Source organism: Alteromonas gilva (genome assembly GCF_028595265.1).
In the GTDB taxonomy this organism is placed as follows: domain Bacteria; phylum Pseudomonadota; class Gammaproteobacteria; order Enterobacterales; family Alteromonadaceae; genus Alteromonas; species Alteromonas gilva.
This window is the reverse complement of sequence record NZ_JAQQXP010000001.1, coordinates 1,532,484-1,557,033: the sequence shown is the minus strand read 5'-3', so window position 1 is coordinate 1,557,033 and position 24,550 is coordinate 1,532,484. Positions and strand designations below refer to the sequence as shown.

General features: G+C 44.0%; 19 protein-coding genes. 4 read left to right on the top strand and 15 right to left on the bottom strand.

The window, feature by feature from the left end:
• Positions 1-171: 171 nt before the first annotated feature.
• The 4 genes from OIK42_RS06835 to OIK42_RS06820 are packed head-to-tail and all read left to right on the top strand — an operon-like array spanning position 172 to position 3,639.
• Entirely contained in the window at positions 172-1,014 is an 843-nt protein-coding gene (locus tag OIK42_RS06835) for a 3-hydroxyacyl-CoA dehydrogenase family protein (protein WP_273639356.1), read from the top strand.
• Positions 1,011-1,499, top strand: a complete 489-nt coding sequence (locus OIK42_RS06830) for a PIG-L deacetylase family protein (protein ID WP_273639354.1) — start codon at positions 1,011-1,013, stop codon at positions 1,497-1,499. Before OIK42_RS06835 ends, OIK42_RS06830 begins: the two co-directional genes overlap by 4 nt.
• Positions 1,500-1,501: 2 nt before the next feature.
• Positions 1,502-2,665 (top strand): hypothetical protein, encoded by a 1,164-nt coding sequence (locus tag OIK42_RS06825; protein ID WP_273639352.1) that lies wholly within the window; start codon positions 1,502-1,504, stop codon positions 2,663-2,665.
• Complete coding sequence (locus OIK42_RS06820; RefSeq protein ID WP_273639351.1) at positions 2,662-3,639, top strand: NAD-dependent epimerase/dehydratase family protein; 978 nt, start codon at positions 2,662-2,664, stop codon at positions 3,637-3,639. The genes OIK42_RS06825 and OIK42_RS06820 overlap by 4 nt, the downstream gene beginning before the upstream one ends.
• Here the strand turns inward: OIK42_RS06820 and OIK42_RS06815 are convergent.
• The 15 genes from OIK42_RS06815 to OIK42_RS06745 all read right to left on the bottom strand — a co-directional run bounded on the left by OIK42_RS06815 (position 3,636) and on the right by OIK42_RS06745 (position 24,550).
• Positions 3,636-4,298 carry an acetyltransferase gene (locus OIK42_RS06815; RefSeq protein ID WP_273639349.1) on the bottom strand — a complete coding sequence of 221 codons (663 nt, stop codon included), beginning with the start codon at positions 4,296-4,298 and terminating at the stop codon, positions 3,636-3,638. The two genes, OIK42_RS06820 and OIK42_RS06815, sit on opposite strands and share 4 nt — an antisense overlap.
• Before the next feature lie 6 nt (positions 4,299-4,304).
• A complete protein-coding gene (locus OIK42_RS06810; RefSeq protein ID WP_273639347.1) occupies positions 4,305-5,408 on the bottom strand; it encodes a nucleotidyltransferase family protein in 1,104 nt (367 codons plus the stop codon).
• Between the two features lies 1 nt (position 5,409).
• Positions 5,410-6,558, bottom strand: a complete 1,149-nt coding sequence (locus tag OIK42_RS06805) for a LegC family aminotransferase (RefSeq protein WP_273639345.1) — start codon at positions 6,556-6,558, stop codon at positions 5,410-5,412.
• 55 nt (positions 6,559-6,613) lie between these two features.
• Complete coding sequence (locus OIK42_RS20400) at positions 6,614-7,351, bottom strand: CatB-related O-acetyltransferase (RefSeq protein WP_374211841.1); 738 nt, start codon at positions 7,349-7,351, stop codon at positions 6,614-6,616.
• A gap of 21 nt (positions 7,352-7,372) precedes the next feature.
• Entirely contained in the window at positions 7,373-9,403 is a 2,031-nt protein-coding gene (locus OIK42_RS06795; protein ID WP_273639344.1) for a glycosyltransferase, read from the bottom strand.
• A gap of 168 nt (positions 9,404-9,571) precedes the next feature.
• On the bottom strand, positions 9,572-10,945 hold the full coding sequence (locus OIK42_RS06790) for a glycosyltransferase family 2 protein (protein WP_273639343.1): 1,374 nt from the start codon (positions 10,943-10,945) through the stop codon (positions 9,572-9,574).
• Positions 10,942-13,230: an HAD family hydrolase gene (locus OIK42_RS06785; RefSeq protein WP_273639342.1), complete on the bottom strand. Its 2,289-nt coding sequence runs from the start codon at positions 13,228-13,230 to the stop codon at positions 10,942-10,944. Before OIK42_RS06785 ends, OIK42_RS06790 begins: the two co-directional genes overlap by 4 nt.
• Positions 13,231-13,233: 3 nt before the next feature.
• Positions 13,234-14,322 carry a LicD family protein gene (locus OIK42_RS06780; protein WP_273639341.1) on the bottom strand — a complete coding sequence of 363 codons (1,089 nt, stop codon included), beginning with the start codon at positions 14,320-14,322 and terminating at the stop codon, positions 13,234-13,236.
• Positions 14,323-14,384: 62 nt separating this feature from the next.
• Positions 14,385-16,298 (bottom strand): sulfatase-like hydrolase/transferase, encoded by a 1,914-nt coding sequence (locus OIK42_RS06775; protein ID WP_273639340.1) that lies wholly within the window; start codon positions 16,296-16,298, stop codon positions 14,385-14,387.
• 25 nt (positions 16,299-16,323) lie between these two features.
• Positions 16,324-19,899 carry a motility associated factor glycosyltransferase family protein gene (locus OIK42_RS06770; RefSeq protein WP_273639338.1) on the bottom strand — a complete coding sequence of 1,192 codons (3,576 nt, stop codon included), beginning with the start codon at positions 19,897-19,899 and terminating at the stop codon, positions 16,324-16,326.
• Positions 19,900-19,927: 28 nt separating this feature from the next.
• Positions 19,928-21,037 (bottom strand): acyl-CoA reductase, encoded by a 1,110-nt coding sequence (locus tag OIK42_RS06765; protein ID WP_273639336.1) that lies wholly within the window; start codon positions 21,035-21,037, stop codon positions 19,928-19,930.
• A 43-nt stretch (positions 21,038-21,080) separates the two neighbouring features.
• Positions 21,081-22,151: a LuxE/PaaK family acyltransferase gene (locus tag OIK42_RS06760; protein ID WP_273639334.1), complete on the bottom strand. Its 1,071-nt coding sequence runs from the start codon at positions 22,149-22,151 to the stop codon at positions 21,081-21,083.
• Complete coding sequence (locus tag OIK42_RS06755; protein ID WP_273639332.1) at positions 22,151-23,563, bottom strand: AMP-binding protein; 1,413 nt, start codon at positions 23,561-23,563, stop codon at positions 22,151-22,153. Before OIK42_RS06755 ends, OIK42_RS06760 begins: the two co-directional genes overlap by 1 nt.
• Entirely contained in the window at positions 23,560-24,324 is a 765-nt protein-coding gene (locus tag OIK42_RS06750) for an SDR family NAD(P)-dependent oxidoreductase (protein ID WP_273639330.1), read from the bottom strand. The genes OIK42_RS06755 and OIK42_RS06750 overlap by 4 nt, the downstream gene beginning before the upstream one ends.
• The gene (locus OIK42_RS06745; RefSeq protein ID WP_273639328.1) at positions 24,308-24,550 is read right to left on the bottom strand and encodes an acyl carrier protein; all 243 of its coding nucleotides are present in this window, start codon (positions 24,548-24,550) and stop codon (positions 24,308-24,310) included. The genes OIK42_RS06750 and OIK42_RS06745 overlap by 17 nt, the downstream gene beginning before the upstream one ends.

Sequence of the window (24,550 nt, the reverse complement as noted above, 5' to 3'; positions counted from 1 at the left end):
ACCCGGATAGTTTTATTCGCTTTAATTTCTGGGATAGTACTTTATCGACACCTAACGTCCAAACTAAAGCAACCATTCCTATTTGGTCAGACAGCCAGTTAAATTGCATTAAAGTTAGTGTCTAAAAGTCCGATAACCGTTTATCCTGCATGAAACTAAAGAGATTTTATCATGAAAGTTGCAGTATTAGGTTCTGGAACAATGGGCAGCGGAATTGTTTCAACATTCGCGCAACAAAATAGCATAGACCAAATTCTATGGTGGGGACGAACACCATCGCAACTTTCCCTGAAACTTCCTAAAATAACTAAAGATATATACAAAACACTTAAACGACAAAACCTTGCGCCAGAAAAAGCAGAAAGCATGGCGGCGAAAATTACAGTTATCGAAAAGTTTGACCAACTTAATGATACGGACTTTGTCATTGAAGCCATTGTCGAAAACTTTGAAAAAAAACAGGCCTTGTTTACTGCAATTTCCGAGCATCTTCCCTCGTCTGCCATTTTGGCTACCAACACTTCTTCGCTATCTATCACAGCGCTTTCAATTTACACGCATACACCCTCAAATTTTATTGGCATGCATTTTTTCAACCCTATTGGAATGATGGAGTTGGTAGAAGTCATTAAGGGCTTACAAACATCTGATGGCACTTTGAATTTTGTAAGAAACTTTGCAGCTTCATTAAATAAATCCCCCGTTCTGGTTGAGGAATCACCCGGTTTTATTGTCAATAGAATGCTAATACCAATGATTAATGAGGCAGTTAGCGTGCTTGCTGAAGGCGTGGCGAGCAAAGAGGATATTGATAAAGCGATGAAATTAGGTGCCAATCATCCCTTAGGCCCATTAGCATTGGCTGATTTAATTGGTAATAATGTATGTTTATCTATAATGGAAACCTTACATGCTGAAACTGGTGACCCGAAATATCGAGCACACCTGAAGAAGAGTATGGTTACAGCGCTGCCACTGCAGCAAAACGTCAGCAGGAAATTAGTGAGGTCATGAATGCCTTACACTTTAAATCGGTAAGTCAGCTTGGACTAAAACCTGCTGGTTTAGAGACCTACCCACTGGGAGAGATCATCGGGCCAATAAAGTCGGTGTTAACACGGATAGCACCTGAGATTGTTTACGTGCCATTTAGAAACGATGTTCACAGCGATCACCAATATGTATTTGATGCGGTAATTTCAGCATCTAAAACATTCCGCTCACCTTCTGTAAAACAGCTACTGGCCTATGAAACGCCATCTGAAACAGATTTTGATTTAAAACCCGAGAGCGGCGGCTTTCGACCCAACTACTACAATAATATTACTGAGCATGCCGAGAAAAAATTGAAAACATGCTTACTATATGAGAGTGAGTTCGGGCAATTTCCTTTTCCCAGACGCCCTGAAGTTCTTCGAGCGTTGTGGCAAATCCGCGGGGCGCAGGCTGGTTGCAAGGCAGCAGAAGCATTTATGTTACTTAAACAGATAAATGGTTAATAATGAAATCCGTATTAATTATTGGCAATATTAATTCAACGTTTGTAATAGGGCTTATTAACAACCTTAAGTCCTATGACCCTTCCCTACGGGTTGATTGCCTTTGCACATTGCCAATAGAACGTCTCAAAGCCAGGCCAGATAATATTTATACAAATCCGATTTGTGAATGGTGGAAGGCCAAATTTGGCAAAAAAGTTCGTTACGGATGGTTACTAGGCGTATTATCCTGGTTCTTTTTCAGAAAAAATCGCACCTATTACGATAATATCCAAATCCATTATGTTGATATACTTCATCATTTAGCAGCACCTATTTACCGACTTAGTACAAAAAAACTAACAGCGGTAATCTGGGGATCTGACTTATTTCGATGTAGCACGCCATCTATGTTGTCAGCTATTCTTAATCGCTGCGATGGAATCAACTGCCATACTCCCAAAATGAAAGAGAAATTACAGTCGTTATTATCTGAAAAGCGACGAAAAGTCACTTCATTTTCCAATTGTTTATTTGGATTATTACCTTTACAGCATATTGCTAAATTAAAGAAACAACAAATCAGTAAGCAGACCTGTTGTAAACACCTCGGTTTTCCTACAGACAAAAAAATTGTTTTGTTAGGTTACTCGGCTAACCCAATACATCAACATATCACTGTCATTAATCAACTGACTCAAATTCAGGACCAGTTACAGGATGTATTCTTTGTACTGCCATTTACTTATGGTAAATATCCGGACCATTTGGTTAAGACCAGATCTTTGCTGGCAGCTTCATCACTTAACTACCAGATCCTTGAAACTTATCTATCCGATGAAGACGTTGCAAAGCTACGACTGTGTATCGATATTAGTATCATCGTCCCACTCTCGGATGCGGCCTCAGGAACAGTTCTGGAAAGTTTGTATTCAGGTAGTCATCTAATCACAGGGAAATGGCTGGACTATTCTAAATTAGAACGAGCAGGCGTAGAATTTACCAAAATTGAAAACATTGACCAAATAAATACAATATTGCTTGAGATGTTGGCGACGCCTCGTCCAGAGCAAAATAATGAGATGATAATTGCCGGTTTCAGTGATTGGGGAGTGTTAATTCAAGATTGGCATAATCTGATAGTAGAAAACGACTCAGCACCTTATAAATTTAGAGAGCAAAAATGAAAAAAGTACTTGTTACCGGCGGCGCCGGCTATATCGGCAGTGTTCTGGTCAGAATACTTCTCGATAACCATTATCATGTAACCGTGCTGGATAAGCTGAGTTTTGGAGGCGAAAGTATTGTTGAGTTACTCAACCACCCAAATTTCGTTTTTGTAAAAGGTGATGTCAGGGATGAGACCATTCTGCACAAGGTTATGCCTGGTATTGACTATATTGCCCATCTTGCTGCCATTGTTGGCGACCCAGCATGTGCCAAGGAGCCAGAATTAACGAAATCAATAAACTTAGACGGCGCAAAACTAGTTTACAACATAGCAAATAAACATAACGTTAAACGCTTTATTTTTGCCTCCACGTGTAGCAACTATGGAAAAATGGATAACTCAGCAGGGTTTGTAACAGAAACATCTCCTCTGGCTCCGGTTTCGTTATATGCAGAGACTAAAGTGGAGTTTGAACAGTTCCTGTTATCACAAAAAGCGAATGGCGCAACCTGTATACCGACCTGTTTACGATTCTCTACGGTATACGGACTCTCCCCAAGGCTTCGATTTGACCTGACTGTCAATGAGTTTACTAAGGAACTTGCGTTGGGGCGGGAGCTTGTGATTTTCGGTGAACAATTCTGGCGGCCTTATTGCCACGTCGTAGACCTTTCCCGTTCGGTGCTCGAAGTGTTAAATGCAACGTCAGATAAAGTGGCCTATGAAGTATTTAATGTCGGTGATACTTCAGAAAACTATCAGAAAAAAATGATTGTAGATGAAATTCAGAGATTACTTCCGGACGCAGAGATTAGTTACGTAGAGAGGAATGAAGACCCCCGGGACTACAGAGTCAATTTTGATAAAATCGCCCGTGTGCTGAATTTCAAAATTACTAAAACGGTGCCAGATGGCATTGCTCAGGTTTTGCAGGTAGTTAGAGACGGCTTTATTAAAGACCCTGACAGTAAAGTTTACAGTAATATTTAAAGATAACGTTCATCAGGTTGCCGGCTTCGAATTACCCGTGCCGGCTGCCCATAAGCTATAACTGATGATCCAACGTCTTTGTTGACTAGCGAGCCGGCACCTATAACTGTATGTGTACCAACACTCACCCCATGACACAATATTGCGCCGAGCCCAATCATAGAAGACGCCCCTACCGTACAGTTTCCCCCCAGAGTAGCGCGAGGACCGAGGCTAGCATAATCAGCCAGTTTACACTCGTGATCAACGGAAGATAGCGTATTAATGATGCAAAAAGACCCAACCTGAACTCCGGGATTGACGACGCTCCCTGCCATAACAACCGTTCCTTCACCTATGATTACATCGGCAGCAAGAGTCGCCGTTGGATGTACGGCAGTCACAAATTTCAGGTTGGGACATAGCTGCCTGGCAGTTTCAGCGACTTTTTGTCGGGAGGTATTATCGCCAATCGCTACTATTGCACCTGAAATCTGGTGTTTAGTTACTAATTGAGGTAAATCAGCGTCCCGCCCCAGCGCAGGATACCCCATGAATATCGTACCTTTTTGCAAATGAGGGGCAATTATGCCGCTGATATTCAGCGTCTGTATTTGTTCAACGATGTCAATAATGACTTTCGCGTGACCACCCGCCCCAATGATAATTATATTTTCCATAATAGGTTAGTTAAAAATCAACCCGTTAAAGTTATCGTCATCGGATAGTGAGTGCACTGTTTTTATATATTCAGGCCATTCACCAATATCCATCCAGGATTTATCACTAATTGGAAAAACGCCTACCTGGCCGCCCGAGTTTTTAACCGTCTCGATAAGATCTGTTATGTCCATATATTCATCATCCTGCAGAAACTCAAACACTTCGGGTTCTAATAAATAAACACCAGTATTAATCTTAAAAGTAAATTCGGGTTTTTCTTCCAGAGCTAATAAAACTCCATCGTCCCCAGTCTTCAGCGTACCATAAGACAATTTGTGGTGTTTTAACGCAGCTATCAGTGTTATTTTATTGCAGTTTCTGCGGTGATATCCCAGTACTTCATCAAGGTTTTGGTTGATAAGAATGTCGCAGTTTGTGACAAAAAAAGTATTGTCAATTTTATCCCGCAATAAAGCCAGTGAGCCCGCTGTGCCTAAAGGCTTGCTCTCACATACATAATCTATACTGTAGTCATCGGACTTAAAGCCATCGACAAAATACTGAATCAACTCTTTCTTATAGTTGACTGACAGATGAAATTTATCACACCCTACAGCCTGGAATTGGTCGATAATTTCCTCCAGGATGGTACGTTCACCAACCGGAGTCAGCGGTTTTGGCAACACATTAGAGATAGGTTTTAGCCGGGTACCTTTCCCCCCCGCCATAATAACAACCGGGATAGCTTTACAGACTTTACTTTTGTATCGGTCAGCGCCTCCAAAAACATTATTCCAGTAATGTATAGCTATTACGTTATTATGCTCATCAACCACTGGCATAAAGTCACAACGAATTTTAGCCATGGTTCGCTTGATGTGGCTAAATGAATCGCTTTTGTTACATACCCACTTCGCATCAATTTTCAGTTCTGCAATTTTAGCGCTTAGCGGTACGTTATTGATAACTGCGCGTTGTAAATCACCAACCGATATCAGGTTTTGGTATGTCGATTCTTCATCTACCAGAATAAGAAGCTTTTTGGCTACGCGGTCCATCTGTTTAAGCGCATCCAGGACCGTTTTATCAGCAGTAATATATAACCGCGAGAGATTGTCTTCGCTCATATTACTCTACCTCCTTAAAGGTGCCGCTGGGTAGACAGACACAACGTGCTGCTAACCATTCAGAATTAGTGAGATCAGTGCTGATAGAGCGTTTATACATCGGCAAACTATTCAGCAATTGCCAAAGCGGTCTGGTCATGATGCCTTGTTTATTTGTGGACTCTAATAAAGACACTTTTGCTGCCGCATCGTGACAAATTACAGCGTTTAGCCAATAATTTGACCGGGCATAGGATGGTTCAGTAACAAATTCATAGTCTGTGCCCGAAAAAAAAGCCTGATACTTATCCGCTAATTCACGCTTTTGCTGTAAAACATTCTCAAACGAAGCAAACTGCGCACAACCTAATGCCGCATTCAGGTTAGGCATGCGGTAATTAAAACCAAACTCATCATGATAATATTCGTAAGGATGAGAGACTTTTGCAGTGGTTGTAATGTGCTTTATTTGGCGAGCAGTTTTACTGCTTTTTGTAAGTATCATCCCCCCACCACCAGTCGTTATAATTTTATTTCCATTAAAGCTAATAGCCCCATAGTGTCCAAACGTTCCAGTATGCTGGTCCTCGTAGAAACTTCCAAAGCTCTCTGCAGCATCCTCTACAAGAGGAATGTTCCAGGTCTTAGCAACTTCAAGCAATTCATTTAATCGTGCCGGATGACCAAATGTATGCACGACTAAAATCGCTTTGACGAGCTTACGAGTTGAGTTATGGATACACTGACCATCTTGGGTAAGCGAAGTTTGATTGGTAAGGAATTCTTTCAATGCATCTGGGCACAGACTCAGGCTATCTCTAGCAATATCGATAAAAACCGGTTCTGCTCCAGCCATTTTGACTGCATTGGCTGTCGCAACAAAGGATACCGCCTGAGTAAGTACCAGATCACCGTTGGCTATATCCAACGCATGCAAACATGTATGCAAAGCAGCGGTGCCATTGACTACGGCTACAGCTCCATTTGCACCTGTGTAACGCATAATGTCATCTTCAAATTGGTCTACATATTTGCCTACAGAAGATACAAAAGTAGAATCGACAACATCATGTAAAAAACGATGTTCCTGACTGGAGAATCGTGGTTCATGCAAAGCAATAAAATCATTGCGATTGTATATCGAGCGAACAAAATCGACTAAAGCGTTCATGATATGAACTCCGCGCTGACCTTTTGATAATAAGAGTTAACAGTCTTCACCGGTACTATTCCTTGCCCTGTTCTATACAAAAAGTCGGCAGTATTATGTTATTCGCTGCTCTGCTCTCTAAATGTTCAAGAAAAGCAAAAATATTACCGGTTGGCATCTGATTTAATAGCTCGTGAGGAAGGTTCCACCACTGACTATTTAACAAATTCGCAATTACTTTCTCCGGAAACCGTTTTTTTATAACCTTTGCAGGGCTACCGGCCACAATTGTATATGGAGGCACATTGCGTGTTACCACCGCATTAGCGCCAATTACTGCACCGTTACCAATTGTAACACCAGGCATAATAATAGCGCCGTCACCAATCCATACATCATTGAGTATTATAGTCTGCTGTGTGGTGGGATTAGCTACATTTAGCTTGAGCATTGATTGTTCAGATGTCGAATAATTAAGAGACTTACGCAAAGCTGGATGAGTACTGACACCATGCATCGCATGCATACCAGCACTTATAGTCACACGACGACCAATCGAACAATAGCGCCCAATGAAAGTATTAGAGCGTATATAACCGAGGTCATTCATATAAGAGTAAGCCCCTAGAAAAACCTTGTATCCAGCATTAATAATTGCGGATTGAAAAGACACACCAGTCTCAAAATATGTATTGATTAGGCTTCTGTTATACCGCACTTCCAAATCATTAAGTAGGTCGCGGCGAACAACTCTGACTTTTAAACCTTTTTGCGCTGTAAAAAGCCTAATTTTATCTTCGAGCATAGTTGCCATTTTAACCAGCATTGAAAATTTTCATAAAAAATCAGTGGCTTTATTCAGCCCGACGTTATGCTGAAAATAATTAAAAATCAAACGGCACTTTTCTTGTTTCGATGGAGGCCAGGTTGCAAAGGTTTCGATTTTCTTTTTCGACACATTACGCGGAGTGCTAAAGTGCTGCCGTAGATCGTTATCATCAACGTGAAGCAGCGTCTCAATTTGCAGAAACGCTAACATCTGCCGTATATTTAGATAGCTTTCATTATTGAACAAATCAGCGAACTCTAGTTGTAAATACTGCGATTTACCCTTCATTTGCTTATTGATTTCACCATTGTACTTGCCCCAAAACCAGGCTATCTTTTGTTCCTGAGAAAAGCCCTCCCATTGGTTCCAGAACGGATCATCATTAAAATCTTTTGCTGACGGTCTCAGGCGAGGGTCATCGTCACTGTACAAGGAATACCCTCCAGCTTGGACATTCCCGAGCACCGAACAAATATAGTCTTCTGGATGACGAATAACGTGGACGATTTTATAATTTGGAAACAATAATTCGATCACCGGCAACAACAGAGATAAATTGTTGTTAGACTCAATAAAGTACCGTTTGTTCTCTTGTGTCATTCGAGAAAAAAGCTCGCTTCGAATCCGAATGTATTCCTGTGCAGCCTCTGATACATCCGGCTTATTGCGAATATAATCCATTGCTAAATCGAAGGCATCCGGACGAGGTTCATGAACACTTATGCCCTCATCAAGTACCGAGTCAAAAAATGACGCAAAGAAATTAGTTCCGATACGCCCTGTTCCAACAAAAGCGATGTAGGTTTTATCCTTCCAAAGTTGTCTGAAAGAAGTTAACCAAGAGTCATTCCTATCTTCTTTCTCTGCGATCTTAACATCAGTCATTTTAACTTTGTTTGAACCTTTCACGACGCTAAGTATGTTACAGGCAACGGTACGCCAGGATATTCGGCCGCTTGCGAATGCTGCGATATCTGTTTTGCTAATATCAATTTTTGTCAACGCTTCAGAAAAACGTATTACATCACTAATGTTCAGTGCTGTATCATCCTCAGCAACCTTCATAGCATAAGGGTTATCCTCAAAAAGGCTATCATCACAGCAATAAATAACGGGTAATCCTGACGCCATATATTCGCGGGCTTTTAACGTTGAACTGCGATACAAGCCTGTACGATGCATTCCTAAACTCGCAATTGCCACATCAGCATCAATGAATAATTGATTGAGTTCCTCACCACTCCTGAAACCATGAAACACAACCGAATGGTTAATGCCTAAATCATTGGAGGTGTTTTTTAGCTGTTCCAGCATTTCCCCCACCCCAACGACATCCAGCGTCACCATTTTATCTCGAGGTTGGTTGTAATACTCTTTCAATCCCAATAACACGCGGTCTACACCATGCCAGTGGCTTAAATTAGCCACTATTAGCAAATTAATTCCTGCCGATTGTTTACGCGACGGAACAAGCCTATGCTCCGCAAAACTGTTGATCATTGATTCGCTTAATTGATTGTCAAATGGGTGGTTAACTTTCCCCATAATTGACGGTTCATAGCAAGTCGAAAATATATGGTCAACATGTTCAAGCATGGCCTGCCGGTTAGCCCTCACGGTATCTAAGTTCGCATCAGGTAATTCAGATTCATAAGGATAGGTTGGAAATTCTATACATTTCTGTGCCGCTGATTGCTGGCCGACCTGTTCAAAAAAACGAACCAGCGTAGGTGAATGCAGCATGGGCTCGTAACGCACATAAATGAAGTCTGGTTGCACATGGTTTACAACACTGACGGCATTTTCCCAAAAGCTTACCGGTTCGTCTTTTGCATTGATGTCTGTAAAAGTTAATGACTCGGTGACAAAATGGTTGTCATGATATTTTGCCAGGGTTTGAGTACCATAAGACATGTACGAGCAGAACACTTCACATCCTGCTTGCTCAAACCCTTCCAACTGGCCCTTAATTTTATTAAACACTCCCGCGAATTTTTGTGAGTGTTCATTGATGCGACTTATTAACAGGACTCTCAAATCAATTACCTTTTCTCTGCAGCAACGTGCAATTTCGCAGCGCTTATTCACCAGCTGTACAACAAGCTTACAAGGGTGTTGATTCGCAGTATGCGCCAATCAACCCATTTAGCAGCAACATTGCTTAGATATCGGCATCATAACCAATTTCATTAATCAGCGGCAGGACTAAAAGTTTAACTCCGAATAGATATCAATGACTTTATTTTCGAGTTTCAATGAGCGCAGAAAAGCTATAATTTCCCAATAATAACTCTCACTACAAATAAGAATACTCTCAACTTCTGTGAGCTCTATGTCGTTCAGAGGTAAATATGGAACCCCCTCCAAACGCTTCGATTCTTTAATGTCCTTACTCGTTCCAATGCAATTGTTAACACCTGCCAACTCCACCCATTTTAGCCAGCGCTTAAGACCCGCACCCTCTCCCCATAACAACAGCTTGTTAGGCGGCGCCAGCTGTTGTAACCGATTAACAATGCTCGTTATTTGCCGTTCTGATAACTCAAAAGGTCGCACGGAATAGCAACTCGATAATATATTCTGGTCGGTGTAAAAGCGCTCAGTTCTCCTGTAACGCCTGTAAAGTGAAGCCAAAACATGCTCAATCCAGAGGACATCATTTCGCGCCGATGGCAACTGCAGAATTTGCTGGCGGCATCGCAGCAGCATCCAAATTAGCTCTTTTAGTTCAATATGGCCAAGGGACTCATCAGTGCGTGACCTGGCTTCTTCTATTCTGGCTGTCAGGGAGTTTTTAACTAAATCATAAAAACCATATTTAAGCGCTCCGGTGAGAGCAGAGACTAACCAAAATAAACTTAACTCAGCACTCTGCGCCTGAGCTTCGGATAGCACGTCTGCAAGCACCTTGCCCCGGCTAACCCGCATACTCTCAACCTTGTTCGACATAGATTGCTCATGAACAAAATAGTAGCAACCAATACTGTGGCAGGTCACCACTTTCACGCCATTAAGCGCAAGGCGCAGGTTAAAGTCATAGTCCTCATGCCCCCCCCTGACTTTATCAGACGTAGAGAAGCCTCCGGCCTCTTTCACCAGTGCAGTGGGATATAAAAAGATATGCGGCGGCCCAATATTAATTGCCGCGAGACCATCAAAAAAATCGCCAAACTTAGGAATAACAGGCTGAGCTGTGCCGCCATTATCGCGGGTTAAACAGTAGCCAATAATCGATAGCGTATCAGTACTGGCACCCAGCGAACTTAACTGCGTTTCAATACAATCCGGTAATAGCCAGTCATCAGCATCGAGAAACTTAATATAGTCTCCCTCAGCCTTGGCGATGCCTGTATTGCGCGCTGACGATAAGCCTTTATTCTCTTGCCTGATGAGCTTAACGCGCGGATCGGCCGGAAAGTCTTTCCGGGTAATTGGGTCTTCGTTGCCATCATCAACGATCAGAATTTCGATGTTTGAGTGAGATTGCTTAATACAGGAGTTAACAGCGCGATGCAAAAACTCAATTTGCTGGTAGCAGGGAATAACGATACTAACAAGTTTTTGTTGTATCAAATTCATAGACTTATCACTTCAATATCGCCGGCATATCCCATTTCATCTGCCAGGTTGTAGATATTTCTGGCAATGTCATCTTTAAAAGCGAACGAGGTCACGACAAACAGTCTCGAGCCCTTTTTCAACGCCTCTGCCAGACCATTAACGCTTAATCCTTGCAACTGGTATTCACCGCTTAATTCAGCCTTACGGTCAACCAAGCGCTCAACGGTAAAGTTATAAGTTGACGCAATCTCATAAAACTGTTCAAAGAAAATACCAGCGCCATAAACAGTAAAATTACGCCACTGTTTTTCTTCAATTAGCTTTATCAGGTTAACAATATTCAGGTAGTTGTTATTGAGTAACAAGCCTGCTTTACGGAAGTGAAAATCAGGATCAAGCAGCGTAATAATAGCCTGCGGCCAATGCAACACGCCAATCTCCCAGTGTTCAAATGCATAAAAGGTTGAATGTGCCTGCTCAACGCCGAGATTTTTAACAGCAGTAATTTGCTCATCATTGATAATAGGGTAAGAAATGTCGGCGCCAAAATTGTCTTCATGGTGCAGCCGGGTGTATATATTCGCCTCTTCCACCGTTGGCATTCTTACGAATCGCGACAAAATTGCTACGGCGCTTCGCAACGAGGACTGAGGTAAGTTATAGCGAAGGAACAAATCAAAAAATTGCTCAACGCCCCGGTAAAAGCTAGACACTAGCGTGTCATTTTCTTTAGTCGCGTTGCCAAGTTGCGGCTCACCTGATGATGAGTAGCCCAGCGTAGTACCAATGTTTCCTAACAAAAAGCTTTCTATACACTCCGGCGAGCGAGCCAACAGCCTGCGCAGGTTATCGCTGTCATTGTGAGCGGCAATGAATGACTGGTATAACGTATCGAGGCGACCATATATTCTGTTCGTCGAGTAAAGTAACAAATTCGCCGCAGCGCGCATCCCCAGGGTTTGCTCCAGATGATTTTGAATAGTCCCCCCGTTGCCTAAATCAACTGTTACACATTGGCTAAGTTCCACGCCAACCGCTTGCTGGTAATACGCCATGAATTGAGTTTTTTGTTGGGCGATTTTAGCTTTGATCGGCTGTGTGTTCGCTTTTGCTTGTTGACACAACAGCTTAAAAACTGACTCGCCTTCAAAATAAACGCCATCAGTTTTTTTAAAGTCCAGATCTGCAAACTGGCTCAGCAATACCTTAGGTGTAAAGCCAAAATCTTTGCAAAAATCAGCAACACTATATCCTCGTCGACCAACGAGAATCTTGATGACGCTTTCGAACCAGTCATCACTGGTAATATCTATTGACGGCCAAAACGTGGACTTGCGTGATGCATAGAGCTTGATGACTTTAATTTCGCTGAGTTGCCTTTGCGATAACCGTTTTTCTATTAACGGGGCAAACACTTCTCCCTCACGCATAACGCACAAGATATGCGAAGCTTGCTGAGTTAAAACGTTTTCGATTACCCAATCACAAAAACCCAAAAGTGTTGGGCCCCATATTATGGCGCCCAGCTCATAGCAGGGCACATCTACTTCCGGAGGGCGATGTAATGCGGCTAATTGCCTGACTGCATTACAATCGTTACGTGCGTTAAAAATCTTAGTTTCAGCTTCTGTAATGCGCTTTAAATTAAACATAGGTGCGGCATGAATTGCCGCAATTCCCAGCAAGCGCGGATTTTTAACGTCGGATATTTCGTGATCGCCAATATGTAGCCACTGAGCGTATTCAATCTGATAAATAGCCTGAATCTGTTTGAATAGCTCACCAGATGCTTTATTGGCCTGACGCTCGCAGGACACATACAAAGGAATATCAGCCAACTCTGGCTCATCGTAAAAGAAGCACTGCCGAATCTGCGCCGCTGTCAGGTACATATCTGAAATAAAGATGATTTGTGTTCCCTGCTTTCGCAGCGCAAGAATCAGTGCTTTAAGCTCCGCATCAATAAAGCCATGACGCTTTTCCGCGGCCAGTTCTGCCTGCAACAATGTCTCCTGATCTTGTGCTGACACCGGCAAGGTCGCAATAATTTGTTGGAGGCTGACCTCTCTGCTCTTCGTTTTATTTTTTAAGTTTTTTTCAGCAAATTGCCTCAATTCTTCGTAATCGCGGGCGTTTAACTGCATTGTCAGCTTATGACTCACCAAGTCGAATGCCTCAGCAAAAACAGAAGCAGGCTTATCAGCTTTTCTATATATAAGCGTATCAAAGAGGTCAAAAGACACCAGTTTGACCTGCTTACTCTCAATCGCCTGATTTATTTGCTGTGTAAGAAAACTCGTCATCTATTATTTAACCGCTAATGTTGGATAGCTTTTGAGAATAATTGCCATGGCGTGCTGATTGGGCACTAAAGTCGGGTTGTCTACTGCACCATTCCACCGTTTTACCGGCGTTTGCCAATCTCCATAATGCTCTTTTAAAAAAATTTCGGGATGAACAGGAAAACGCAGCTCTCCGGCCGTTGTCGACTTGAGTTCTGTAGGGAGAAAGCCCTGAGTGCTGATCACATTCGCATTAGGCTCAAACCAATAGGTTTTTTCACCCACCTGATAATGAATAATATAATCAACCATTACCCCAGCTTTGTATACTTGCAAAAACGCTGGCAGTCGTCCTTCTGTGAATGTACCTGGAGAACGTTCAGACCATCTATTGCCATAGCGAGCCTGTAAAAACGACTCGGTATCAACAGGAATTCTAAACTGCTCATCACCCACTTCTAGTGTTTTCGCGTTCAGCAAATTGCAGTCCAGCCAGTATTCACAATTAAGATCCCGCCATACGCCTTTGTTTTTCGAGAACTCAAAATTAAACAGATTTATGCGCCATCCGTCTTGTTCCAAGGTCAGGCTCTTACCCCGCCCGTCCACGCAGCGAATAAAACACTGTTCAAAATGGCCGAATTCTTTTGCCAGCGCATTAATTTCTGCCTCTTCCATTGTAGGGATTAACAGCGCCAGCGTATCGGTTTGCGCATTCAACTTGCCGTCTCTGTACAAAGAGAGTAACGCGCCACTAGTGAGAACATACTTGATACTGAGTGAATCCAGTAGTGTCGTGATAGCTTTTAGTCCAGTTAATCCGCTGGCCAATTCGCCTTTACTGCGCACGCCAACAAAGTGCTTGCGACATTCAAACCCGGCCTCTCTGAATTGGGACTCCAGAGCGAATATGTCACTGACCTGATCCTGGTAGACACAAAAATCTACATCTTTGTCCCAGGGCAGAAAATCTTTGTCACGCACCATACCAAGTAACGAGCCGCCAATTAATATGGACCGGACGTTGGCGCTATCTGACACCGTCAGCGCGTCCTGACAAACCTGATGCACGTTGGCATATTCTGAGTAAATTTTATTTAAGCGGTATTTCATGACGCTACTATTGTAAACCCACTGACAAACTTTATATCGGTCTATGTGCAAAAATCATTAATTCAGCCAGATTGCCGTTCACTATCTGAGTTGATTAACCCTTTCTGCAACAAATTATAGCCAAGCATTGTTTCAATCCATTGCTTGTCACTGACTGGAATATTGCTCCAGTGCTCATGCTGATAGGAAAACTGATAGGTTTGATTAAACAATCGGTCAAACCAATACAGTTGATTGTCTTTCACCAGGCTGAAATTTGCTGGTGTATTGCCCTTAAGCGTCGCTGAATGGAAAAAGTAACAGCACTCCCTATTGTCCAGGGCCAAACTCTGGCCGAAACTTTTGTGCTGGTAGTCAATACCCAGCAGGTCGAAGAATGTCGGAAACAAGTCAAAGTGACTCGAATGCGTCAGAGTTTTAGCAGACAGCTTAGGGTGCGTGAGCATAAATGGCACTTGGGTCTGCTCGGGTATCACGGAATTACTGTGAAAGCTATAGCCATACTCGCCAAAGGATTCGCCGTGATCGCCAGTAAACACCAAAATGGTATTCGACAGGTCCAGCTTTTGCGCTAACCGGTTAAGAAATTCATCGATGATGTAATCCACTTCTTCAACGGCGTTTAAATAGAGTGCCTTCTGACTATTACCTTTATGTCGATTAAAGCGTTGTTTGTCTACCACTTCATACGGCATATGGGTCTGATCGTTGATTAAGTGAAGATAGTAAGGTCTGTCGCCAACCCTATCGACGATTTCATCCACCATGTTCCAGAGCCGGTAATCAGCCGTTAACCCATTCGCAGGTATGTCTTGTGTACCCCATACATGGTCAAAGCCAATACGCTCCAATAGCTTCCAATAATCGTAAAGGTCGGTATTGGCACTGTCTAAAAACAGTGTTGTATAACCCTGCGCTTTTAAATCACGAATATAATAAGGCTCGGCACCAAAGTAGGCAGAATCTTTCTTGTTATAAGGATTATTAGAATACATGCCGGTATATATCTGATTTGTTGAAACTGTCGTGTTCGGGCAAAGACTAAAGTGTTGCTCCGACAGCCAGCGATTACTGCCAAAGCGCTTTTCCAACAGCGAATCCACCGGCGCTCCCGGATAGGGCTTTACATAACACCCGAGAGACTCCATGGTGATCATGATGACGTTGGCGCCTTTGCAACAGCCGAAAAGATTGCTTCTTTGTATCGACTTAGGCTCAGGAATAAAGTGACTGTCAGTTGACCTGCCAGTTTGTTCAGCAACAATAAAATCATCGCTCAACACAATATTGGGCAACAAACTGGGGGTTGTAAAAAAGGCACTTTTGGGCCGCTTGAGCATCGCATAAATGTTTATGAACAGCAAAAATGCAGCAAGCAACGTCAACATACTACTTTCATTAAATCTAAGCTCGCTGCCCAGTAATACGCTCAGCAAAGACAGACCGCTACCAAACAGCACAACCAGAACTCTGAATGTCCGTGGGGTACTTGCGGAACAGCCATAGATAACAAACATAAATGCTGCTAAAAGCGAAACCTCCGTGCTCAGGCTGTATACAGATAACCAGAAAGCGCCAGTAATCGAAAAAGGTATGAGGATCGCGGGCCAGTATTTATTAAGAACGTCGAATAAATGAGGGATACCTTTAAGTAACCCCTTGGTTCCCTTAAAAAACCATGTAATGGTTTCACGGTTTACTTCAATGCGGTACTGCACGAATAGCATTGCATCGAGCCATACAAGTAACCCGTAGGCGGTAAAGGTTAGCGCTAATAACATCCCCGTATAATCATTTAACCCGCTCACCGCTGAGTGCAAAAAAACAACTCCGGCCAGCCAATTCAGGTCGGCTAATGAAAGCGTCTTACTCAACGCCCCCCGCTTGGCACGCAACTCCTTATTCAACAGCAAAATCGCAATAAGGCTTAAATACAAAACAGGAAGTATGTTGGCGGTACCAGTCAGAAATTCCATATGTCCTAATTCACCCTTTTGCGACTTAGTCGACCAGGTGCCATTTGCCTTTAGAATGAAATGCCAGTTCATCCCTTAGCGCATTGTCTGATAATGGCACTACCAACTCATTCGCCGTGGGGATGCCACTAAAAAACATGCCGAGATTCCCCGCCGCATCATGGAAATCATCCTTGCTAATGCCCGGTCGTTTACTCATTGCCACATAGGTCGAAAATTCCATAAAGCCTTCGGGGTTGCCGATACAATCTATTATGTTATCAACATAATTTTGCTGCGCTGTCATATTTTCCCCATAAAAATTAGCTTTGGGGATAAATAAACTGTAATAATCACAACTCATAAAGCACTTATACAGCACGTATGCCAAATGATGCGCAACAATCAACGGCTTTTCACCGCTAGCTAAGGCCTCATAATCTTCATCGCTGCTAAGAAAGTCGCCCAGCAATACATAACTCACAATGGTCTCTTTACAATCTAAGTGTTCGATTTCAGTTGGGTTAAAACCACACACCAGCAATTTTTTAAATTTTCCGCTGGCAATATCATCTCCCACCTCTTCCAGTATCGATTTACTGTTACGACCAAGAAAAAGAATGCCGGATAGCTCGCTCACACCGTCTAATGACGTTTCAGACCAATCTGAAAACTGTTCTGGCGAAAATGATAAGTGTTTTAATCGGCCTAACAGCAATGGCTCAAGCGAAGTATCCGTTTTAACTACTACTTGCTCGTTAGCAATATAGTTGTTAATGAAAACATGCTCACGCTTGTCAGCAAACGATGAGCAAAAATCAAACGAAAATAAGTTATCGAGGGCAGTTGTTTTGACTGATTTCAAAAAGTGCAGCCAGTCTTCGATAAATCTTTCCGTTTGCATTAACCAGGACTCAGAACGGCTGTTAACGATTTTGCTGAGTACCGAGTTAGAATAATTGAGCGTCCCGTACAGTAAAAAAAACAACAAGGATTTACTGTGAGAATAGGAGGCGAACAACATATCTTTTTGCCGGTCAATGAGATGTTCAGCATCGGCAACCGTCTCAATTGGCTGCTCCACCAATTTAATAATCCCTGTCAGTTCAAACTCCAGATTTTTCGGGGAATAACGCGTCTCAAACGCCTCACGATAAGACTGACTCTCCGCATACGGACTAAATGCTGTCTGCAATACCGCGGTTAACGCATCTTTTTTATCGGCGGCAGAGTTAGTTAATAAAATATTATCGACTGTGAGCGGCGAGGTGTGTTGGATTTTCGCTCCATCGCTGGTGTTAAAACAATCGAGCTTGCGGCTTGCCAGGGTCTGCTCAAGGATCTCTTTCGACACTTTAAATTCATGTTTGGTAAAAACATGCTTTCTAAAGTTGCCAGGAACGACAAGCGAAGTATTGTTATTTTTTTTATAATCGTACACCTCCTTGCCATTTTTTCGATAGTAACCAGAATGCACCGAGTGGTGTTTATCCCGGTCATAAAATCCCAGGTCAACGCCCATCAGGTACAATTGGTTAAAGCCAATTTTGCTAAATATATTCACCGCAAAATTAGACACCGTGGGGAATGCAAAATCCAATTCTTCATAGTCTTCACGTTCAAGTATATTAAGCGCGGAGACTGTCGAAGACTCTCCTGATTTAAACGCAATATAAACATTATTAAACAGATCACAGGTATCCGGGTGTATGCCGTTACAACTGATTAAATTTATTTTTTTCAGATATTCAAAATCACCGATCCTGCAGATCCAATCGAAGGTTGAGCGGTTTTGCTCTATCTCAGCATGAAAATCTGGCACTATACCATTTTTGTAAAGTGGCATGAGAGCTGTGCCACAGGAAACGACAATCGCCTGCCCTTGCCATTCTTTGATTGCCTCAATAGAACCATCTAAAGAGGGTCCATTACCAACAATAAACACCGGCACCTCTTTTTGCTGGTGGGTGAGTTTCTTTGCTGGGTGAGAAAGTAACAATGGATAGCCACGGCTAATCGTTTCAGTGGTGTGTGCTATACCAAAACGAGCATGATCGTAATACTCACCAATTGATATAACTATTTGTAACTGCTCACGTAGTTGCGCCAATGCCTGGTTAAGGCTCGCGTTATAATAAGACTGATAAAAGTAGGTGCTGGCAAGAATATAAGGGCCGATTGAATAAAACTGAGCCAAAAGATCCCTGAAAAGATGCGAACCGTCGTCACCGATATTTATGTAGATTCGATGTTTTTGATTATCCGCATCAACCAGGATTTTTTCCCAGTCAATGGCAAATAACGATGCATAAAAGAAATCACGATTAGGCTCGCATAAAAACAGCTTTTCCACCTTTTTCTGATCGCAAAGCGCCTCTACCGGATAACCTGTTCCAATACCAAACATAATCAGAGACTTTACCGTTTCAGGCAATTGGCCAACGTCTTCAGCCACCTCTTCAAGTAATTCTTCTGTTTTAGCAACAAATTGATAGTGCTGATATTTTTTTAACTTTGCCCCTTTATAGCCTAACACCAGGCCGTCTTTCTGTGGGTATTTATCAAAATACTCAAAACTCACTTTCGCATCGTTCTTAGGTGACTCACCATTAAATGGCAACAGTGACTTTTTCTGCACAAGGTTAATTTCGCCATTAGACTGTCTGATGGGGAGCCAATCTTGCGGCTGATAGGATTTAAACTCAGCGTAAATATCGGGGAAATACTTTTTGAATGCCGCCAAATTAGCAACATATCTGGATTCGTCCTCGCTCACCGATTTTGAGTGCTCTATATCGATGCTTGCAGACCATATTGGCAGATATAGATTAGGATTATCTCTTTTCGCAAAGTTAAAGCCTTCTTTTACCAGATGTTGCCAGGAGTAATGTTTTAAATCGAGATCAACCACATCGAAAATGTCATGATTGTAGTGTTTATAAAAATAAAACCCGTCGATTGCGACATTACTGGCAAGTTCTTCAATATTCTCAATGAGATCCCTGCCATCTTTCTCCAATTGTAAGTAGACTGCCGTACCCTTATCTTCCATTGTCTGAAGTAAGTTTTGCCAATCCATAGCCAACACAGAACATTTGAAAAACTGCTTTTCAGGCTCGTAAATAATGAGATGTTTAATACTGCACTGTTGTACTAGTTTTTCTATGTGGAATCCCATCCCAAGGCCGAACACAACCAGTACATCCACTTTTTCAGGGAGTGCCTGATAAGCCATTTGCTGTTGGTAACCTGGTAATGATTCCAGCTCGTTGGATTTGTAATTATCACAATCAAGCTCTTCTTTGCTAGTTTGCAGGGACATATAGGGTGCATGACGAACAAATTCATCAACCTGTCTGCTAATCTCCGCTTGCGGATCCAGGCCATAGACAGTTCTTCCAGTACCATAGTCGACAATATTGTGTTGTCCTAGTTTATTGGCAAAAATAGCAATATTCTCAGACGTCACATTTTGCACTTCATGCTGAATTGACGGTATATGCCTTGCGAAGGCCAATGCATTGCGACGATGATTTGAAATAATACGTTTTGACAGCTGTTGCTCCAAATCAGCTTGTTTATCCTCATCTGCTTCGAGGTGCATGCGAATATCTTTTAACATTGAAGATCCTCAAATCTAAGCAACACCATTAGTAAAACTCCTTTAATAAGTCGACGCCATCCCACACCTCGTTAAATTCGAGTGCTTTACCTAGTGGGACGATCCGCTTGTGCTCACCCGTCGGTGCTATTCCGGTGTCAGTTCCGGTACAACTTACAGTTTGTAACTTTGTGGAATAGGCAATGTCATTCATTGACTGTATGTCCTGTTCGAGAATCAAACCATTCCCGGCATGCACTTCGAGCATTGCGCTGGTAATTTCGCTTACTTTACAGCGGCCAAGCGGACCAACACTTGCGATACGCGCGAATGCACTTTTATCGGCAAACTCTTCAGCCAGTTTTAATCCTTGCGACGCGGCTAAGTACTGGAGATCAGTATGCTGACCTACCTTATTGCCAACACTTAATTGATGGTTTGTCGTCGGCAGTTGAGTCGCGACTTCTCGCCAAAATTGTTCCTGCAGTGCTGGCTGGGTGTTTAACCAATAAATAGCTTTGGGAGAAGAGCAAGCTTGCTGATTAAAAGGTAAAACGTCCGCTAATAATGCACGGGCATGAATTGCTACGTCACTTTGTTGCGTCGCGTTAATGACTGCGACCGAATAACGATTCGGAAAACTAATCTGGTGGGTATGCGGTGCGATTTCAGAAATGGCCTTAATGGCATCATCGCCCCCCCAGACTACCCGCAGATCGCACCAGTTGCTGAGTTGTTCGGTAACAGCTTGATGTTGTGCCGGGTATTCAACGACACAAATCAGCGCCTTAAGCAATGTGCCCCTTTGGGTATCCAGATACTGGTTTAACATATCAATTAAAATCCAGGTCACTTCACCGCTACGTTCACTTACTCTTACTGTATTGCAATTACCGGATAATACAGAGAGCAACAATGAGTAAACGAACACCGTATCGACGTTGGCCGGGGCGATATGAAACACTCGTTGTACTGTTTTCGATGCATCGTCAGGAGCTAGTCGATTACGGATATGTTTAAGGTTCGCGGTCCGAAACCAAAACGCCAGTGCCACTATCTCAGGGTAGCGCCTCAATGTGCTTTGTTTGAACAAAAAATCAGAAAAACCGCCTACTGCTTCACACAATTCGGTCGCACCCGGAACTGGCTTTGAGTCCATACTTTCTGTCGGAGCAATATGCCACTTAACCAAATGAGACAAACTATGCAAATGTATCACTGCAACCCTTCACTTCTGCTTTGGGAACCCGGCCGAGTACACTAAAGTACTTACCAAGACGACCGCATTCGCAATCATCTTCGCCCCGAATAATACCTAAATCTTCGGTTAACAAGCAGTGACCGGGGTAGCTGCTTGGCAATATCGAGTTCACCTGTATTAAACCGCTTTCTCCCACGTCAGCAATACTTAAGTCATCTGGTCGTCGAATCAATACATCAGACCACACCGGCGTGTGCAAATAACCGTGTTCGCACTGCACATAAATGGTACCGGTTTGTTCCACCATGCCATAATAATCATGCACACTGACATTACCCAGCCGCTCATTGATGGTGTGTTTGAAAAGACTGTCTGTCACAGCCTGCTCCTGCATTTTTTTCCAGCCACCGCCGTGGATCAGCTTTGCGTCAGCAAAATTAAAGGTTAAACCGTGACGTTGAAGCGCTTGTACAAACTGCTGCCAAACGATAAAGGTAAAACCAAACATTAGCACCCGCTGTTGCCCGTACTGATCAAAAAAAGCTGTTACCTTTGGTATATCCAACTGCATATTTTCGTCCAGCGCATAACAATGATCGCGGCCAAAAAAAGACAGCCCTTGCAGCCCGGCGGCGCGCGCGGTCATGGCGCCAGCGGCTTTAACCGTGGCTGCTGAATCTATCAGTAACATGGGTCGGCGCTGCTTGCCCAGCCAGGCCTGCAAAATTTTTACCAGCACTTTGCTCTGACGTTTAGCAGAGTCGGCATCCAGTGCAATTTTCGACGCTTGTCCGCTGGTGCCGGACGAACGCATTTGCCGAAACACCTGGCTATCAGGAATGCTCGATAGTGTCAGATCTTTAAACAATGTCGTCGCCACTGGCAGCTGCGCTGCAGCGGCTTTATTGCGCGGGGAAAAACCATTGCAATCGAGTAAGTTTTTATAGGCCTGGCAATGGTCATAATGGTATTCGCTCAACCTGCTTAACATGCTATCGAGCATAGCCTGCTTGTCGGTCCGGCCCACACCGTACACCGGCAACTCGAACAACTCTGAGGAATAGTTAAACATCAGTTCTGCTCCTCAAGTTGCGCAGTCAGTCCGGCGTAATCGAGCTTTCCGTTGGTGGTGTAGGGCAAGGTGACATCGCTACGAAGGGTAATATTGCGCCGTGGGATCTGCATTCGCTTGGCTATCGCTTCGAGCACGCTTTGGTGTAAATCTGGCGCAATATCGCCGCTGTAAAGGCAAATAATGTGGTCATCCCTGCCTATCACACAAGCGGGTAACATGAGCCTATAATCACACAACACCGCTGTAAACAGTTGTTCCATCACATCGAGGCAAACCCGTTCTCCGGCCAGTTTTATCATCCGCTTCAAGCGTCCGATGAGAGTATAATCGCCGTCAGCGTCACAACTTGCTATATCCCCGGTAGCGAGCCACTCGGGCGGCGTAAAGCCAGCCAGTTCAGACACGGTGGAGACATAGCCGAGCATCACGTTGTCACCCCGATAAAAAAGTTCGCCCTGGCCGGGAGTACTCTGGTTGCTGGCAACGATTTTAAATTCACCACCAGCGATGGCCTGGCCAATCGCCGCTGGTTTTGCCGCCGCTTTATGCGGCGCCAGATAAGCCATCCGCGCCGTTGCCTCGGTTTGCCCGTACATGACAAAAAACTGTTTGTTATGCTCCGCTGCATAGTGGGCAAACGCTTCTACGAGTGCAGGCTTCAGGCGGCCACCGGCCTGGGTAAAATAACGCAGTTCGGGCAAATCCATGTGCGTAAAGCGCAGTCGCGCGAGCATGTCATAAAAAGACGGTACACCCGACAAGGAATGTACAGGCAATGTTTTAACCTCGGTCCAAAACGCTTTATCGAACACACTGTTACGCGTAAAACACACTGTCGCACCGGCTTGCAGGTGAGTATTGAGCACAGACAGTCCGTAAGAATAACTCAGTGGCAACGTGGCCAGAGTGTTGTCGGAGGGTAAAATGGGTAGGTATTCCAGAATCGACTGGCAGTTTGCTACCAGGTTTCGCCCCGACAACGCCACACATTTACCCGCACCGGTGCTGCCAGATGTTGATAGCAACAGGCTGACTCTGGGATCGGTGTCTATCACGCTCGTGTGCCTCAGTGACACCTGCCCCTGGCTGATTACTGCATGAGGGTTAAATGCGTCGATATAGGCCTGGCGTACTTCATCGCTGGCATCGGGATTTACCACCAATGTGACGTAATCAAGGGCCAGCGCGGTCAGGTAATCCACCACGGAGCCTATGTTATTATCCATCACTAGCAGTATTATTGGCCGTTCGACGTTCAGGCTTTGCGTGAATTGCCTGGTTCGCGTTTCAACGGCTGCAGCTAACTGTCGATACGTCATACTGCCTTGTGACTCAAGCAGCGCCAGCGCATCGCTACTGCGATGCTCAGAGATAAACGGAATCCTCAGCACCGGCGAGGTTTGGCTCATGGTGTAAACACTCCATCCACTCCCAGTACCTGACCAGAGGTATAGCCCGCCAGCGGCGATAACAAATAAAATATGGCATCGGCCACTTCTTCAGGCGTACCGGCCCGGCCCAACGCCACGCGCTTTAATACCGCTTGCTGATCAGCCTCATTGTAATGGCTGGTCAGCGCTGTGCTAATAAAGCCTGGCGCCACCGCATTCACCCGAATGCCAATTGGCGCGAGTTCCTTTGCCAGCGCTTTTGTGGCGCCGGTGAGCGCCGCTTTACTGGCCGCATAAGCGCTCATACCGCTACTCCCCTGCTCGCCCACCTGCGACACTACATTCACAATACTGCCACGACGCAGCCGGCTCATCAGACGACTGGCCAACTGCATATGTTGGTAAGGCGCCAATAAATTAATGTTGAGTTGCGCTTTAAGGTTGTCCATTTTGGTTACAGACAAGGGCGATTCCAGCATTACGCCGGCACAATTTACCAATCCAAAAAGAGCAGGCGCGACCCCGTCTGACACCATACGCTGCAATTGTCGAAAGGTGTCTTTCACGGCTTGTTCGTCGGTCACATCATAACAAAGCGGGATCAGTGCTTTGCCGGCTTTTTCCTGTAAGGCATTGAGACTGGCTTCGTTTCGCCCCGCGGCAAACACGGTAGCCCCCGCCGCTAAACAGCGTTCTACCAGCGCCATACCAATTCCCCCTGTGGCACCGGTGATCAGTACCGATGTTTTACTGAGCGAGACTCTATCCGATGTTGACATCGTATTTTTGCAATATCAGTTTTGCCTGAGCCACCGAACTCATATCAATAATGTCGTCGGTGTCGAGCATGACATCAAAGGTGTTCTCAAGCTCAGCCACCAAAACCATATGCGCCGTTGAGTCCCACTCCGGGATAGTATTGTAGGTTAACTCGTCCGTCACGGCGTCTGGTTTAATACCAAGGGCCTGCGTAAAAGCATCAATTAACTTTTGCTGATTATCCAC